Genomic DNA, 16454 nt, shown 5'->3' with positions numbered 1-16454 from the left:
GGGACCTATAAGCGGGCTTGAAAATCCAGCCCTTTGAGGGATTCCATGAGCTCCGATTTCGCCGCCGCGCGCCTCAACATGGTCGAAAGCCAGATCCGCGTGGCCGATGTCACCGATCTGCCGCTGCAGGACGCCCTGCGCGTCGTGGCGCGCGAGGCCTGCGTGCCGGCCGGCAAGGGCCATCTGGCCTATGCCGACGCCGATGTTGAGTACGCTCCCGGCCGCTGGCTGCTGCGCCCGCGTGACCTCGGCAAGCTGTTGCAGAACCTGCGTCCCCGTGAAGGCGACAAGGCCCTGTGCATCGCCGCGCCCTATGCGGCCGCCGTGCTGGAAAAGATGGGCCTGACCGTCACCCGGCTCGACGGCGACGACCTGACCGCCGTGCCCGGCGCCGGCTATGACCTGATCATCTGCGAAGGCGCCGTGCCGCGCGCTCCAGCCAGCTGGACCCAGGCCCTGGCGGTCGGCGGCCGTCTAGGCGTGGTCGAGCGCGACGGGCCGGTGGGTCGGGCGATGATCTATGTTCATGCCGAGGATGGCGTCGGTCGCCGGGCGGTGTTCGATTCCACCCCGCCGATGCTGGCCGGCTTCGCGGTGGAACCCGGTTTCACCTTCTAGCAACACGCCCACGAGACATCCGCGCAACGTCTGCGTGAAAAAAGCTTAACTAGCGGCCGCTGGCGTCGCGTCTTACAGCCGATCATATAGGGTGCGGTCGCGCCGTGTGTCTGGGGATGAACTTGATGTCGAATAGCCGTCGGGCCGTTTTGTTGGCCGCCGCTTGCAGCATAGGGCTGGTGACGGGCCTCGTCTCGGTCGCTTTCCCGTCGACAGTCATGGCCGAGACCCTGACCGACGCCCTGGCCCTGGCCTATCAGACCAACCCCACGCTTCAGGCTCAGCGCGCCAACCAGCGCGCCGCCGACGAAGGCGTGGTCCAGGCCAAGACCGCTTTCCGTCCCGCGCTCAGCGCCTCGGCCGATGTCAGCGGCCAACGCACCGAACTGGCCAATCCGGGCACGACGGCCACCTTCGTCAATGGCGCGATGGTCAACGTCCCCAATCGTGACAACCGCACGATCAATACCAGCAGCGCTGGCCTTTCACTGGCCCAACCGCTTTATAGCGGCGGCCGAGCCACCGCCAACCTGACCGCCGCCCAGGCCGACGTCCTGGCCGGCCGCGAAGATCTGCGCAGTGTCGAGCAATCGGTGCTGGGCAATGTCATCCAGAGCTATGTCGATGTTCGTCGTGATCAGGAACGCCTGCGCATCGCCAACGAGAACGTCGCGGTCCTGAGCCGCCAGCTCGAGGAGTCCGACGCCCGTTTCGAGGTCGGCGAGATCACCCGGACCGACGTCGCCCAGTCGCAAGCCCGCCTGGCCGCCGCTCGCGCCAGCCAGTCGTCGGCCCAGGCGATCCTGGCCGCCAGCCGCGCGGCCTACGCCGCCGTGGTCGGCCAGAACCCGACCGACCTGGCGCCCGAGCCGTCGCTGGCCGCCCTCCTGCCGACGTCCGTCGAGCAGGCCTTCGACTCGATCGACCAGTTCAACCCGCAAGTCCAGGCGGCCCGCTACGCCGAACAAGCCGCCGCCGCCCGGGTCGCCGTCGCCAGGTCCGCCTATCGCCCGACCGTCTCGGCCCGCGCCGGCCTGGGCTGGGACGCCCAAAACCTCAATGGCGCGGGGAGCCAGTTCGGCGACTATGGCCGCGCCCTGACCGGCTCTATTACTGCATCGGTGCCGCTGTTCACCGGCGGTCTGAACGGCTCGCAGGTGCGCGCCGCCACCGAGCGCGAGAACGCCGCCCGCATCGCCGTGGAGGGCGCAAAGCGCTCGGCCCTGCAACAGGTCTCCACCGCCTGGAACAACCTGCTGGCCTCGCGGTCCAATCTGGTCTCCAACGAGGAGCAGGTGCGCGCCACGCGGATCGCTTTCGAGGGCGTGCGCCAGGAGCAGCAGGTCGGCCTGCGCACCACGCTGGACGTGCTGAACGCCCAGCTGGAACTGGCCAATGCCGAGGTCTCCCTAGTCGTCGCCCGACGCGACGAATATGTCGCGAGCGCCAGCGTCCTGCAGGCCATGGGCGTGCTGAATCTCGCCAACCTGGCGCCGGCCGTCGAGCGCTACGACCCGGTCAAGTCCTACGACAAGGTCAACCATGCCTTCGGTTGGGTGCCGTGGGAGCCGGTGATCCAGGCCATCGATCACGTCGGCGCGCCCTCGACCGCCGTCAAGGCCCAGCCCAAGACCGCGTCCAAGTAGGACGAATTGGCGCGGCCCCAATCCTTGAGCTTGCTTAAGCCGCGCAAGTCTGCACCATCGCTGTGAGCGCCTGCCTGGGCGCTCACAGGATTCGTACCCCTTCGAGACGGCCCGCACATGTCTGACCAGACCTCTCAAGAACCGACGATGGAGGAGATCCTCGCCTCCATCCGGCGCATCATCTCGGAAGATGACGCGCCGGCGGAGCCCGAGGCCGCCGCCGCCCCGCCCGCGCCTGAACCCGCGCCGCTGGCCGAGATCGAGCCTGAAGACGACGTGCTCGACCTGACCGATCCGATCGATCCGTCCGTGCCGCTGGAGTCGGTGGGCGATATCGACGTCTATTCGCCGGAACCCGCGCCTGAACCCGCGCCGCCGCCGCCGCCGGCTCCGGAAACCAGCTTTCCGTCGGGATTCTCGCGCGACGAAGTCGCCGAGAACCTGGTCGGCGACCACGCCTCGAACCTGGCTGCCAGCGCCTTCGGCAGCCTGACCTCGGCCCTGCTGATGCCCAAGGACGGCCGCACCCTCGAGGACGTGGTCCGCGAGTTGATGAAGCCGCTGCTGAAGGAATGGCTGGACCAGAACCTGCCACGCATCGTCGAGACCAAGGTGGAAGAAGAAGTCCACCGCATCGCTCGCGGTCGCGGCGTATAATCCGCCGTCATCCGTCGCTCGCGCGGCGGTGACGGCCCGGAATTTGGAAGGCGGTCGCTCCGGCGACCGCCTTTTTCCGTCCCAAAATCCCTGTTGAACCAAGGCCCACGGTTTCGCCGAGCGGCCGCAGATGGCATACCCGCAGCGCCATGCTTGAAAAGACCTTCGATCCCAAATCCATCGAGCCCCGCCTGTACGCCGCCTGGGAGGCCTCTGGCGCCTTCAAGCCGAGCGAGGACCCGAACGCCGAGTCGTTCACCATCGTCATCCCGCCGCCCAACGTCACGGGCTCGCTGCACATCGGCCACGCGCTGAACAACACGCTGCAGGACGTGCTGACGCGCTTCCACCGGATGCGCGGCAAATCGGCCCTGTGGCTGCCGGGCACCGACCATGCGGGCATCGCCACCCAGATGGTTGTCGAGCGCCAACTGGCCGCCGCCGGCAATGTCGGCCGGCGCGAGATGGGCCGCGAGGCCTTCGTCGAGAAGATCTGGGAATGGAAGGCCGAGAGCGGCAGCGAGATCGTCAACCAGCTGCGCCGCCTGGGCGCCAGCTGCGACTGGTCGCGCGAACGCTTCACCTTGGACGAGGGTCTGTCGGCCGCCGTCCGCAAGGTGTTCGTCCAGCTCTACAAGCAGAATCTGCTGTATCGCGACAAGCGCCTGGTCAACTGGGACCCGCAGTTCCAGACCGCCATCTCCGACCTTGAGGTCGAACAGAAGGAGGTCGACGGCTTCTATTGGCATTTTGCCTATCGGTTGGCGGACGGCGTCACCTACCAGCACGCGGTCGCCTTCGACGAGGACGGCAAGGCTACCGAATATGAGACCCGCGACTTCATCGTCGTGGCCACAACGCGTCCCGAGACGATGCTGGGCGACACCGCCGTGGCCGTCCATCCCTCGGACGAACGCTACAAGGACCTGGTCGGAAAGGACGTGGTCCTGCCGATCATCGGCCGCCGCATCCCGATCGTCGCCGACGACTATGCCGACCCGACCAAGGGCTCGGGCGCGGTCAAGATCACGCCCGCCCACGACTTCAACGACTTCCAGGTCGGCAAGCGCCACGGCTTGGCTTTCATCGACGTTTTCGATGAGCGTGGATCAACGCTCGCCCGCCCGAAGCGGTGGGTAGTTGAAAATGGAAAGTTTGAGCCCAGCGCACCCCTGCATGAGTTGCCGGCTGAACTGCGAAACCTCGATCGTTTCAGCGCTAGGAAAGCGATAGTTGCGATCTCTGAAAATGAAGGTTGGCTGCGGGAGATTGAAAAAATCCGCCATGCGGTGCCACATGGCGACCGTTCCGGAGTGGTGGTCGAGCCTCGCCTGACGGATCAATGGTACGTCGATGCGCACACGCTTGCGCAGCCGGCGATCAAGGCGGTGGAAGAGGGCGCAACGGTCTTCGAGCCGAAGAATTGGGAAAAGACCTACTTCGAGTGGCTGCGAAACATCGAACCTTGGTGCGTCAGCAGGCAGCTATGGTGGGGGCACCGCATCCCAGTTTGGTATGGGCCGCGCGTTGTCGAACGAACTGAAACCACTATGAAGTTGGAGCATCTCACGCCTCATATGTTCGTGGCTGAGACTGCCGAAGAGGCTCTCGCAGAGGCACGAGACTACTATGGCGATGAGAGAGTAAGCATCCCAGAATCTGGCTTGGGAAGTTCTGAGTCTGGCGGAAATATAGTTGTCTTGAAGCAAGACGAAGACGTCCTTGACACCTGGTTCAGCTCTGCGCTGTGGCCGTTCTCGACCCTGGGCTGGCCGGACAAGACCGCCGACCTCGCCAAGTTCTATCCGACCAACACCCTGGTCACCGGCTTCGACATCATCTTCTTCTGGGTGGCCCGGATGATGATGATGGGTCTGCACTTCATGGGCGAAGTCCCGTTCAAGCAGGTGTTCATCAACGCCCTCGTCCGCGACGAAAAGGGCGCCAAGATGAGCAAGTCCAAGGGCAATGTGATGGATCCGCTGATCCTGATCGACGAGCTGGGCTGCGACGCGGTGCGCTTCACCATGACGGCGATGTCGGGCCAGGCGCGCGATATCAAGCTGTCCAAGCAGCGCATCGAGGGCTATCGCAACTTCGGCACCAAGCTGTGGAACGCCTCACGCTTCGCCCAGATGAACGAGTGCGTCCGCGTGGAGGGTTTCGACCCGTCCACGGTGAAGCAACCGATCAACAAGTGGATTCGCGGCGAGACGGTCAAGACCGTCACCGAGGTGACGCGGGCCCTGGAGGCGCCGGCCTTCAGCGACGCGGCCGACGCGCTCTACAAGTTCATCTGGAACGTGTTCTGCGACTGGTATGTCGAGCTGGCCAAGCCGATCCTCAATGGCGACGACGCCGAGGCCAAGGCGGAGACGCGCGCCACTGCCGCCTGGGCGCTGGATGTGATCCTCAAGCTCCTGCACCCCGTGATGCCGTTCATCACCGAGGAGCTGTGGGACAAGACCGCCGAATTCGGCGCGCCCCGCACGGGCATGCTGATCGTCGAAAAGTGGCCGGAACTTCCGAAAAGCTGGATCGACGCCGAGGCCGAGGCCGAGATCGGCTGGCTGGTCGAGACGGTGGGCGAGATCCGCTCCGTCCGCGCCGAGATGAACGTCCCGCCCGGCGCCAAGCCGCCGCTGACGGTGATCGGCGCCAATCCCGAGACCAAGGCCCGCCTGGCCCGCCACCGCGACCTGCTGCTGAGCCTGGCCCGCCTGGACAGCGCCCGCGAGGCCGAAGCGCCGCCCGCCGGCGCCGTGCCCTTCGTGCTGGGTGAGGCGACGGGGGCCCTGGCCATTGCCGAGTTCATCGACCTGACCGCCGAGAAGGCTCGCCTGGCCAAGGAGATCGCCGGCCATGTCGGCGAGATCGAGAAGACGGCCAGGAAGCTGGGCAACCCGGACTTCCTGGCCCGAGCCAAGGAAGAGGTGGTGGCCGAGAACCGCGAGCGCCTGGCTGACGCGGAAGCCGCCAAGGCCAAGCTGGAAGCGGCCCTGGCGCGGTTGGTGGCGGTGGGGTAAGGGGCCTGACGCCTGTCGATCCCGTCGGCCGGTTTATCGACTGCTGACCCGCCCTCGGCGCAGTCCGAGGGCGGGCAAACCGCTGTTGTCTAGATCAGGTCACCAAGGCGATCTTGGCCTTATCAGCGAGCGGCGATCGACACTTTCCAAGCGATCAGAAGATCCAGCCGCTGGAATTCTGCTGAAGCTGGCTGGCGGTCACGCCCTCCAGGACGATGCTGTCGCCATCGGAAAGGCTGATCAGGGTGTCGTAGCCAACCTGCTGGATCGTCCATGTCGTCCCGGCGGCCTTCTCGGACGACAGATCCAGGATGTCTTCGGAAACGTTGCTGCGCGTATTCCAGTAGGCCCAATGGAAATCGATGATGTGATCGTGGCCGCCGCCCGGCCCGAACGAGAACTGGTCGATTGAGTAGCCGCCATAATAGGTGCGGTTGTCGGGGCTCGAGCCGTACAGGGTGTCGTCGCCGCCGCCGCCATCCAGCCAATCGACACCGTCCACTCCCAGACTGGTCCCGGAGTTGCCGCCGCGCAGGACGTTGTTGCCGGCATTGCCGAAGATTTTTTCGCCGTAATCCGATCCAGTGGCGTCGATCGAGGCTGTCCCGGTCAGATGCAGTTCCTCGATAAACGTGCGATAGGGGTAATGGGGGAAGGCGTAGGAGTAACTGACTGACGAATAGACGATGTCATACCCGCCGTTGAAGTACTCAGTCGTACCGTCGCCTGCGTCGTCGATGATATAGATGTCGTCGCCTTTCCCGCCATACATGTTATCGCCGCCGGTACCGCCATCCAGCCAGTCGGCGCCTAATCCACCATCGAGAAAGTCGGAACCGGCGCCGCCGAACAGGATGTCGTTTTCTGGGAACGACCGGGGATAGCTGTCGTCACCAATCAGCAAATCGTCGCCCGCGCCGCCGTCGAGAGTGTCGTTGCCGGCTTGACCCCTTAAAATGTCATCGCCGCCGCCCCCGAACAGATAGTTGGAAGCGTTATTGCCGTTGATCTGCTCGGCGTCGGCGGAGCCGAAAGCGTTGATCGCGGCGTTTCCCTGCAACTCCAACCGCTCGACGCCCCCCTGCAACTGGTAGCTGACCGACGCCAGGACCAGATCGAACCCTTCACCTGCGGCCTCGACGACTTGATCGCCGGCGTCATCGACCACATAGATGTCATCCCCGAGGCCGCCGAACATCAGGTCGGCGCCGGCGCCGCCATCCAGCCAGTCATTGCCGTCCCGCCCGGCGAGACCGTCTGACCCAAGGCCGCCAAAAAACACGTCGTCGCCGCCATCGACCGACCCGCCGTCGCCGCCGTCCAGCCAATCGTCGCCGGAGCCGCCGTCGATATGATCGGCGCCGCCGCTGCCGTAGAGCGCGTCGTTTCCACCGCCGCCGCCCAGATAGTTATCGCCCAGATTGCCGATGATCCGCTCGGCGTCGTTCGAGCCGAAGCCGTTGATCGCGCCGGAGCCCAGCAATCGCAGTTGCTCGACCCCGCCCTCCAGCGCGAAGGTGATCGACGAAAGAACCAGGTCCACACCTTCGTTCGGCCTCTCGATGACCCGGTCGCCGATGTCATCGACCACATAGCTATCATTTCCGACGCCGCCGATCATCAGGTCGGCGCCGGCTCCGCCGTCCAGCCAGTCGTCGCCGTCCCGGCCTGCCAGGCCGTCCGCACCCAGGCCGCCGAAAAGGACGTCGCTGCCGCCGTCCACGGATCCGCCGTCGCCGCCGTCAAGCCAGTCGTCGCCCGCGCCGCCATCCAGCTTGTCGTTACCGCCATGGCCGTAGAGCGCGTCATTCCCGCCGCCGCCGCTGAGATAGTTGTCGCCCAGATAGCCCATGATCTGTTCGGCGTCGTTCGAGCCAAAAATCTTGATGGCGCCCGGGTCGAGCACCCGAACCTTCTCGATGCCGCCCGCGAGCTCGAAATCCACATAGGTCATCAGCGTGTCATTCCCGCCGTCGGCCGACTCCCGAACGCGCACGGCGGCGTCGCTGATTACGTAAAGGTCGTCCCCCAAGCCGCCCTGCAGAATGTCGGCGCCGACAAGACCATAGAGCGTATCGTTGCCCGCGCCGCCGTCCTGGAAGTCGTTCCCGCCGCCGCCATCCAGGGTATCCGCGCCATCGAGACCCAGGAGCGTGTCGTCATCTGCGGTCCCGACGAGGTTGTCGTCGAAGTTTGTTCCAACCAGCAACGCCATGTCAAACCTCACGCAAGCCTGCGGTCCCCACTGTCACGCGGGCTCCACGTTAAACCGCGCGATCCTGCCATAGGTTGCACGGCGAGGGGGCGCTTCATAGCCCCGCCAGATCCCAACTACTATGGCCCGCAAGAGCGGGACGCCCCCTCAAGGCAAGCGGCTTGCCGGTCTGCCCAGTGTCCGCGCCTTGGGGTGCGCGCCCCCCCTACAAGTCCGCTGTGCCTACTTCTTCGCGGCCCCCATCATGCCTTGTATCTCGGCCTTGCTGGCGTTGATCAGGGTGGCGCCGTCGCGAACGGCCAGCATGGCGACGTCCACCGCGAAAGTCTTGTGGTCCATCTTGATGGTGGCCATCGACTTGCCGGAGGCGTCGGGCTTGACCTCGACGACCGAGCCGATGACTGCGCCGGTATTGTCCTTGCCGGGTTGGCCGGCGGTGACGGGCGCGGCGGCCGCCGCCGGAGCCGCTGGCGTTGCGGGAGCCGTCATAGTTGCTGTGGCGCCCGAATCTTGAGCGGAGGCCGCCGGGGCCGTGTTCTGGCCCGGCGCAGTCTGCAGGGCGGGGGCGGTGATGGCGAGCGCGATCGTGGCGGCGCCGAGGGTCAGAAATCAACGCATGCGATTTCCCATCTAGCGAAACGTGCCGCTAGGCTGACGTTCCTTTGGGGCTTCGGCTGGACGCTGATGGGGTCAAAATAGGAAGCGACCGAACGCGGTTCGCTCTGCGGGTGGTTCGCTCTGCGGGCGGATCGCGGGATCAGCAGGGAAACCAACTCTACCGCCCGGCGGTCGCGTCCCACGCCCAAGAGCCGCGGGCCGGGGACGGCGGAGCCTGGGCGGCTGGCGCGTCACTGTAGACTGGCGGAGGCCCAGCGCCGTCATGGCACGCGCCCGCAAGGGGATGAGCCTCTCTAACTTATCGTCGTTCCCTTACGTTCGAACAGACGTTTGCATCGGGCCTCGGCCTGTGCTTTCTCGCGAGAGAAACGCGCTCGTCCAACGAGGCGCGACCACACACCGGGAGAGTAAACATGACCCAGGCCGCGCCCGCGCCCACCCCCGCCGCCATCCCCTGGCCCGCCATGTCGGTCAAGCAGGCCTATGCCATGATCACCGCGCCGGGCACGGCCGGTGAGATGGAGGAGATCGACATCCGGGGTGTGATGACCCGGGTCTGGAAGAACTGCCCGCCGACCCTGCGCGACACCCTGCTGGCGGGCCGCACGCACGGCGAGAAGATCTTCCTGGTTCACGAGGACGAGCGGGTCAGTTTCGAGGCCTTCTATCGGGCCGTGACGGTGTTCGCCGCCGAGCTGGAAGCCTCGGGCGTCAAGAAGGGCGACAGGATCGCCCTGATCATGCGCAACCTGCCCGAATGGCCGGTGGCCTTCTATGCCGGCCTAAGCCTCGGCGCGATCATGACGCCGCTGAACGCCTGGTGGACCGGGCAGGAGCTGGAATACGGTCTGATCGACAGCGGCGCCTCGGTGGCGGTGATGGACGTCGAGCGATTCGAGCGCCTGACCGAGCACCTGCACAATTGCCCCGCCTTGACGCTGGTCTATGTCAGCCGCTCGAAGGAAGAAATCGCCCATCCCTACGTCAAGCGGATGGAGAAGGTGATCGGCGCCCCCAACGACTGGATCACGCTGGACGAAAAGCCGCTGTCGACCGTGTCGCTCGGTCCCGAAGACGACGCGACGATCTTTTACACCTCGGGCACGACCGGAAAACCGAAGGGCGCCCTGGGCACCCACCGCAACGTCAACAGCAATATTTTCGCAGCCGCCGCCGCCGGAGCCCGCAGCTTCCTGCGTCGCGGCGAGGCCCCGCCCCAGCCTGATCCCAGCCTGCCGCAGAAGGGGTCGCTGATCTCGGTGCCGTTCTTCCACGCGACCGGCTGTTTCGCGGTGATGAACCCCTCGCTGTTCGCCGGCGCCAAGCTGGCTATGATCCGCAAGTGGGATCCCGACAAGGCCATGCAGCTGATCCAGGACGAGAAACTGACCCAGATGGGCGGCGTGCCGACCATCGCCTGGCAGATCATCGAGCATCCGCGTCGCGGCGAGTACGACCTGTCCTCGCTAGAGACGGTGGCCTATGGCGGCGCGCCCTCGGCCCCGGAACTGGTGCGGAAGATCAAGGAAATCTGGCCGAAATCCTCGCCCGGCAATGGCTGGGGCATGACCGAGACCTCGGCCACAGCCACCAGCAATTCGAGCGAGGACTACGAAAACCGTCCAGACAGCTGCGGCCCGGCCGTGCCGGTCACCGACCTGAAGATCATGACCGTCGAGGCGCCGCATCGCGAACTGCCGGTCGGCGAGGTCGGCGAGCTGTGGTGCAAGGGCCCCCAGGTGGTGAAGGGCTATTGGAACAAGCCGGAAGCCACCGCCCAGACCTTCGTGGAGGGCTGGGTCAAGACCGGCGACCTGGCGCGGCTCGACGAGGAAGGCTTCTGCTACATCGTCGATCGGGCCAAGGACATGCTGATCCGGGGCGGCGAGAACATCTACTGCATCGAGGTCGAGAACCTCCTTTATGAGCACCCCGCAGTCATGGACGCCGCCCTGGTCGGCATCGAGCACAAGACCCTGGGCGAGGAGCCGGCAGCCGTCGTGACCCTGAAGCCGGGCGCGGAGGCTAGCGAGGCCGAGCTTCGCGCCTTCGTCGCCGACCGCCTGGCCGCTTTCAAGGTGCCGGTGAAGATCGTTTTCTGGCACGAGACCCTGCCGCGCAACGCCAACGGCAAGATCATGAAGAACGAGCTGAAGAAGGTGTTCGTCGAGGGGTAGGCGCGGGCCTGAAGGTCCTCCCCCCGTGGGGGAGGACTGTGCTAAACGGCGGCCATGACCTCCCCCCCCACCTATAAGCGCGCCGATATCCTGCTGGTCGAGACCGGCCTGTTCGAGACCCGCGCCAAGGCTCGCGCCGCCATCGAGGCCGGACTGATCACCGCCGACGGCCATGTGGTCAAGAAGCCCGCCGAGTTGCTTGAGACCAGCGCCAAGCTGGACGGCCGCCCACCCCATCCCTGGGTGGGGCGCGGCGCCCTCAAACTGGTCCACGCCCTGGACATGTGGCCGATCGATGTGATGGGCAAGGTGGCGCTGGACGTCGGCGCCTCGACCGGCGGCTTTACCGAGGTCCTGCTGGAACGCGGCGCTGAGAAGGTTTTTGCCTGCGACGTCGGCCGTGACCAGCTCAATCCGCGCCTGGCCAACCACGGCCGGGTGGTCGATCTGTCAGGCGTCGACGCCCGCATCCTCGACGAGGGCTATCTGGACGAGACGCCCGGCCTGGTGGTCAGCGATGTCAGTTTCATCTCGGTGGAGAAGGCGCTGCCGGTGGCGCTGGACCTGGCCGCCGAGGGCGCTGATCTCGTCTGCCTGATCAAGCCGCAGTTCGAGGCCGGCTTTGGACGGGTGGGCAAGAACGGCATGGTCAGGAACCCGGCGATCATCGCCGAATGCATCGCCTCGGTCTCGGCCTTCGTCGAGGCCCAGGGCTGGACGATTAAGGGCGTAACCGTCAGCCCGATCACCGGCGGCGACGGGCAGGAAGAACACCTGCTGTGGGCGGTGAAGGGCTAGAATTCGAAACCCTCTCCCAGCGGGAGAGGGAGGGACCCGCGCTCGAAGAAGCATGGGACGGTCAGGGGTTACACCCTCACCGATTTCCCACGAACGCTCGGCGGGCACGCCGGCTGACGTCCAGACCCCTCACCCTCCCACGCTTCGCGCGGGCCCCAACCTCTCCCTTTGGGAAAGGGGAAAACCCTAATCGACGACCTGATAACGCCCTTGGGCGTCGGGGCAGACGCGGACGAAGCGCTTCTGAACGCGGCCATCGGGCAGGTAGATCGGGCTTTCGGCCAGGGTGCAGCCGTTGACGTCGGCCTTGCTGCTGTCAGTCACCGTGTAGGAGCGCTCGGACTGGTAGCTGTAGCCGCCGCGACGGTCGCCGTAACGGCTATCCTCATAACGGGCCTGGTCGTCCTGACGGTCGCGGTCATAGCGGTCATCATAGGGTTGGCTGCTATAGGCGCCCTGGCTATAGGCCCCCTGGTTGTAAGCTGCCGGAGGCGGCGGAGCCGCGCCGGGGCTGCAGGCGGCAGAGTTGCGACCGATCGCCGAACCAGCGATCGCGCCGACCAGGCCGCCGAGCACCGTGCCCTCGGTGCGGGCGCCGTGGCCCGACACGCCACTGCCAATCGCCGCGCCGATGCCAGCCCCGATCAGACCTCCGCCCGTGCCGCGCTGCGTCGTGCTGCGGCGGCAGGGATCGTAGTAAGAGCCGTTGCTGTCATAGTTGCTGCGGTTGCCGGCATAGGCCCCGGAATTACCATAGGCGCCATAGGCTTGGGCCGAGGCCAGAGTCGGGGCCATGGCGCTGGCCAGGGCGGCGGCGCTGACGAGGCCGAGAACGGTCTTGAACATCATTGAGTAGCTCCTCGAACGGGTCCGCCGATCCAGAAGGCCCGACCTTCACCGCAAATTGCCAAGCTCTTGATGAACGGCTGTTGAGCGACCCGTTCATCTTCAGCCCCCTCACGCGCCTTCATTTCACCCTCGGAGGGCGCGAATGCGCTATGGGACGTCTCGAAAGCTTGTCGGCGTCGATCGTGGCGTAGACGTGGCGGCGCTCACGCGCCTTTTGAAATGCGCGGAACCGGTCAAGGTTTCGCCGGACGGACGGACGATCTGCCATGCGTGAACTGAGGATCGAGGCGGTCGGCGCCCAGGGCGACGGCTTGTCGGCGGGGGCGTTCATCCCCCTGACCCTGCCCGGCGAGTTGGTGACGGCCGAGATGAGCGGCGCGCGCGGTGAGTTGCTCGACGTGCTGGAGGTCAGCGCCGACCGCGTGGCGCCGCCTTGCCCACATTTCGGTGTCTGCGGCGGTTGCGCCCTGCAGCACTGGGACGCCCAGCCCTATCTCGACTGGAAGCGCGAGCAAATCCGCATCCAGCTGGCCTTCGAGGGCCTGGAGACCGAGATCCTGCCGACCTTCGCCTCGCCCCCGAACTCGCGTCGCCGGGTGGCGCTGCATGCTCGCGGCGGCAAGGGCGGGGTGCGCCTGGGCTTCAAGGAGCGTCGCTCGTGGAACCTGGTGCAGATCGAGGTCTGTCCGGTGTCCAACCCCAAGCTGGTCGCCGCCCTGCCGGCCCTTCGACGCCTGGCCGGTCCGTTCATGGAACACCCGAAGTCGGCCCCAACCCTGCACGTCACCATCACAGCCACGGGCCTGGACATCGACATCACCGGCGTCGAGGCCAAGAGCGGCGGGCTGTCGTCCGACGCTCGGGTTCGGGCGGCGATGATCGCTGGTGAGTCGGACTTCGCCCGCGTCACCCTGGCCGGCGAGATGATCTACATGGCCCGCCAGCCGATCGTGAAACTGGGTCCGGCCATCGTCGCCCTGCCGGCCGGCGCCTTCCTGCAGGCCGTGCCACAGGCCGAGCAGGCCATGGTCGAGTTCGCGGTCGAGGCCGCCCAGGGGGCCTCGCGGATCGTCGATCTCTATAGCGGGGTGGGCACCTTCACCTTCCGCCTGGCGCAGGTGGGCGGGGTCCACGCCGCCGACAGCTCGGCCCTGGCCATCGCTGCCCTGAAGGGCGCGGTTGGCACCGCCACCGGCCTGAAGGCCATCACAGCCGAGGCCCGCGACCTGGCGCGCCGGCCGATGCTGTCGATGGAGCTGAAGAAGGTCGACGTGGCCGTGCTCGACCCACCCCGCGCCGGGGCGTTCGAGCAGCATGTCGAGATCGCCAATTCCAAGGTCGCCCGCGTGGTGGGCGTCTCGTGCAATCCCGCCACCTTCGCCCGCGACGCCAAGGTGCTGATCCAGGCCGGTTTCCGCCTGGAGCGGGTCTTGCCGGTGGACCAGTTCCTATGGTCACCCCATATTGAGCTAGTCGGGGTGTTTTCGCGCTAGGTCGGCCCACGCCTTGGAGGCGGGGCCGTCCGGGAGATGGTGATGGACGAGCAACGCGGCAGCGGCAGAAGCGCCTTCGCCCTGGACGGCGCCAGCCAACGGGCCAAGGCGGCGGTCAAGGCCGCCTGGTGGGGCGCCGCGGGCAGCGTGACCCGCGCCCTGGCCAATCCGACACGCGGCGAGGCCAAGACCAAGTTCGAACCCCAGGGGCCGCCGGTTTCCGCTGCTCGACTTCGCAGGGCCTATCTGGCCGCCTTCGACAAGGATACCGCCGATGTCGCCGCCGGTCTTTATCCGCCGATGGAAGACGGGCCGCGCAATCCGGCCCAGGCTTTCCGCCGAGCGCTGGACGTCATCGCCGACGCCAAGGCCGTCGACCAACGCCGTCGCCGGGGCGACGGGGTCGAGGTGCGGGACGAGCCGGAAAGCCAGGGCTATCCAACCTATTATCGCCAGAACTTCCATTACCAGTCCGGCGGCTGGTTCACCGACGCCAGCGCCCAGCGCTACGAGGCCCAGGTCGAGGCGCTGTTTTCCGGTGCGGCTGGGGCCATGCGCCGGCGAGCCTTGTCGCTGCTCGCCAAGCATTGGCGCGGTCAGGACCAGCGCGGCCTGAAACTGATCGACCTGGCCTGCGGCTCAGGCTCGTTTCTCTGTGACTTGGACGGCGCCTTCCCCCGCGCCGCGATTGGCGGGCTGGACCTGTCGAGAGCCTATCTGGCCGCCGCCCGCAGTCGCTCCAAGCGCGGCGGGGTGCAGGCCAATGCCGAACATTTGCCCTTCGCCGACGCCAGCCTGGACGCGGTGACCTGCGTCTACCTGTTCCACGAACTGCCGCCGCGCGTTCGCCCCGTGGTGGCCGCCGAGATCGCCCGGGTGCTGAAGCCCGGCGGCGTGCTGGCCTTCGCCGATTCGGTGCAGCCGGCCGACGAGCCGAACCTGTCGCGCCTGCTGGAAGCGTTCCCGGCCTATTTCCACGAGCCCTATTATTCGACCTATGCCGAGACCGATCTGCCGGCCCTGTTCAGCGGCGCGGGCCTGCGTCTGATTGATCAGGACCAAGCCTTCCTCACCAAGGCCTTGCTGCTGGAAAAGCCCGCCTGAGCCACCGCATCATGGCCATTGCCTAGTCCGGCGGGCTCCTGTATCGAACCGACCTCTTCGCCGACGCACCTTGCGTTGACGCCGGATGGCCCGGTGGCGGAGTGGTTACGCAGCGGATTGCAAATCCGTGCACCCCGGTTCGATTCCGGGCCGGGCCTCCAACCTTTTCCGCCTTTTAGCGATCCAGCACGACCCAGGCCGGCGCGTGATCGCTGGCGTCCTCCTCGCCACGCGTCCAGCGATCGACCCCGGCCTCGACCAAGCGCTCGGCCAGGTCGGGGGTCAGCAGAAGATGGTCGAGCCGCAGGCCCTTGTCGGCCGGCCAGCGGTGGCGAAGATAGCTCCAGAAGGTCCAGAGCGGGCCCTCGGGATGGGCGGCGCGCAGGGCGTCGGTCCAACCCTGGGCGAGCAACGCCTGGTAGGCCGCGCGGACCTCGGGCCGCAGCAGCGCGTCGTCTTTCCACGAATGCGGCTGATAGAGGTCGGCTTCGGTTGGCACGACATTATAGTCGCCGGCCAAGACCACCGGCGCGCCGGTGGCTTTCAGCGCGGCGGCGTGGGCGATCAGGCGGGCGAACCAGGCTAGCTTGTAGTCGAACTTCGGTCCGGGTCGGGGATTGCCGTTGGGCAGGTACAGCGAGGCGATCAGCACGCCATCCACCGCCGCCTCGATATAGCGGGCCTGGAGGTCCTCTGGCGCGCCGGGCAGGGCGGTGCGGGTCAGCACCGGCTGCGCGCCGCGCGCCAGGATGGCGACGCCGTTCCAGAGGCGCTGGCCGCGCCAGACCGCGCCATAGCCGAGCTGGGCCAGGACGTCGGCAGGAAACGAGCCTTGCTCGGCCTTCAGCTCCTGCAGGCAGACGACGTCGGGCTCGGCCTCGGCCAGCCAGGCGACCATGTTGTCGAGCCGCCTGTTGATATTGTTGATGTTGAAGGTGGCGATCTTCATGGCCCGCAGCAAACGCACGAGACGTCGCCAAGGGGCAGGCGCGCCGCCGGCGGTCGTGGACTTCAGGCGTCGCCGTCGGCGAGGTCGGCGATCGGGCCGTTGATCGGCTCGTTGAAGGCGGTAGTGACGTTGTGACTGGTGTCGACGACGCCGACCTTGGCGGAGTGCGGAGCTTCGACCTCGGTGGCGGCACTGTCTTCTGGCGTGGTGGTCATGGAGAGCGTCCCGGTACGAGCGGCCGGGCGACGGTAACCCGGCGGGCCTGATGGTGGAGATTGCAACGGTCAAGGTTCGCTGTCGGCCA

At 66.5% G+C, this 16454-nt stretch carries 13 protein-coding genes and 1 tRNA gene; 9 read left to right on the top strand and 5 right to left on the bottom strand.

Annotated features, from left to right (window positions below; genetic code table 11):
* Window positions 1-45 precede the first annotated feature (45 nt).
* The 4 genes from ACP694_RS08055 to ACP694_RS08040 all read left to right on the top strand — a co-directional run bounded on the left by ACP694_RS08055 (window position 46) and on the right by ACP694_RS08040 (window position 5947).
* Window positions 46-618 (top strand): protein-L-isoaspartate O-methyltransferase family protein, encoded by a 573-nt coding sequence (locus tag ACP694_RS08055; protein WP_426011613.1) that lies wholly within the window; start codon window positions 46-48, stop codon window positions 616-618.
* A 125-nt stretch (window positions 619-743) separates the two neighbouring features.
* Window positions 744-2264, top strand: a complete 1521-nt coding sequence (locus tag ACP694_RS08050) for a TolC family outer membrane protein (protein WP_426011612.1) — start codon at window positions 744-746, stop codon at window positions 2262-2264.
* A gap of 117 nt (window positions 2265-2381) precedes the next feature.
* Window positions 2382-2921 (top strand): DUF2497 domain-containing protein, encoded by a 540-nt coding sequence (locus tag ACP694_RS08045; protein ID WP_426011611.1) that lies wholly within the window; start codon window positions 2382-2384, stop codon window positions 2919-2921.
* 149 nt (window positions 2922-3070) lie between these two features.
* A complete protein-coding gene (locus ACP694_RS08040; RefSeq protein ID WP_426011610.1) occupies window positions 3071-5947 on the top strand; it encodes a valine--tRNA ligase in 2877 nt (958 codons plus the stop codon).
* 154 nt (window positions 5948-6101) lie between these two features.
* Here ACP694_RS08040 and ACP694_RS08035 read toward each other — a convergent pair whose 3' ends face one another.
* Together ACP694_RS08035 and ACP694_RS08030 are read right to left on the bottom strand one after the other, a co-directional pair.
* Entirely contained in the window at window positions 6102-8162 is a 2061-nt protein-coding gene (locus ACP694_RS08035; protein WP_426011609.1) for a calcium-binding protein, read from the bottom strand.
* Between the two features lie 222 nt (window positions 8163-8384).
* On the bottom strand, window positions 8385-8651 hold the full coding sequence (locus ACP694_RS08030) for a hypothetical protein (protein ID WP_426011608.1): 267 nt from the start codon (window positions 8649-8651) through the stop codon (window positions 8385-8387).
* A 542-nt stretch (window positions 8652-9193) separates the two neighbouring features.
* Here ACP694_RS08030 and ACP694_RS08025 point away from each other — a divergent pair.
* Both ACP694_RS08025 and ACP694_RS08020 read left to right on the top strand, forming a co-directional pair.
* A complete protein-coding gene (locus tag ACP694_RS08025) occupies window positions 9194-10957 on the top strand; it encodes a class I adenylate-forming enzyme family protein (RefSeq protein WP_426011607.1) in 1764 nt (587 codons plus the stop codon).
* Window positions 10958-11011: 54 nt separating this feature from the next.
* Window positions 11012-11755 carry a TlyA family RNA methyltransferase gene (locus ACP694_RS08020; protein ID WP_426011606.1) on the top strand — a complete coding sequence of 248 codons (744 nt, stop codon included), beginning with the start codon at window positions 11012-11014 and terminating at the stop codon, window positions 11753-11755.
* A 186-nt stretch (window positions 11756-11941) separates the two neighbouring features.
* Here the strand turns inward: ACP694_RS08020 and ACP694_RS08015 are convergent, their stop codons facing one another.
* Window positions 11942-12604, bottom strand: a complete 663-nt coding sequence (locus ACP694_RS08015) for a hypothetical protein (protein ID WP_426011605.1) — start codon at window positions 12602-12604, stop codon at window positions 11942-11944.
* 266 nt (window positions 12605-12870) lie between these two features.
* Here ACP694_RS08015 and ACP694_RS08010 point away from each other — a divergent pair, with 266 nt between their 5' ends.
* From ACP694_RS08010 to ACP694_RS08000, 3 genes are all read left to right on the top strand, one after another.
* Window positions 12871-14097: a class I SAM-dependent RNA methyltransferase gene (locus ACP694_RS08010; protein ID WP_426011604.1), complete on the top strand. Its 1227-nt coding sequence runs from the start codon at window positions 12871-12873 to the stop codon at window positions 14095-14097.
* A gap of 42 nt (window positions 14098-14139) precedes the next feature.
* Complete coding sequence (locus ACP694_RS08005; protein ID WP_426011603.1) at window positions 14140-15201, top strand: class I SAM-dependent methyltransferase; 1062 nt, start codon at window positions 14140-14142, stop codon at window positions 15199-15201.
* An 87-nt stretch (window positions 15202-15288) separates the two neighbouring features.
* Window positions 15289-15362, top strand: a tRNA-Cys gene (locus ACP694_RS08000).
* 14 nt (window positions 15363-15376) lie between these two features.
* Here the strand turns inward: ACP694_RS08000 and ACP694_RS07995 are convergent.
* The gene (locus tag ACP694_RS07995; protein WP_426011602.1) at window positions 15377-16168 is read right to left on the bottom strand and encodes an exodeoxyribonuclease III; all 792 of its coding nucleotides are present in this window, start codon (window positions 16166-16168) and stop codon (window positions 15377-15379) included.
* A gap of 44 nt (window positions 16169-16212) precedes the next feature.
* Complete coding sequence (locus ACP694_RS07990) at window positions 16213-16365, bottom strand: hypothetical protein (protein WP_426011601.1); 153 nt, start codon at window positions 16363-16365, stop codon at window positions 16213-16215.
* Between the last annotated feature and the right edge of the window lie 89 nt (window positions 16366-16454).

Origin of the sequence: Caulobacter sp. DWR2-3-1b2, assembly GCF_049896345.1 — a bacterium.
GTDB lineage: Bacteria > Pseudomonadota > Alphaproteobacteria > Caulobacterales > Caulobacteraceae > Caulobacter.
Note: the sequence above shows the minus strand (reverse complement) of the source record. Positions and strands in the feature narration are given on the sequence as shown.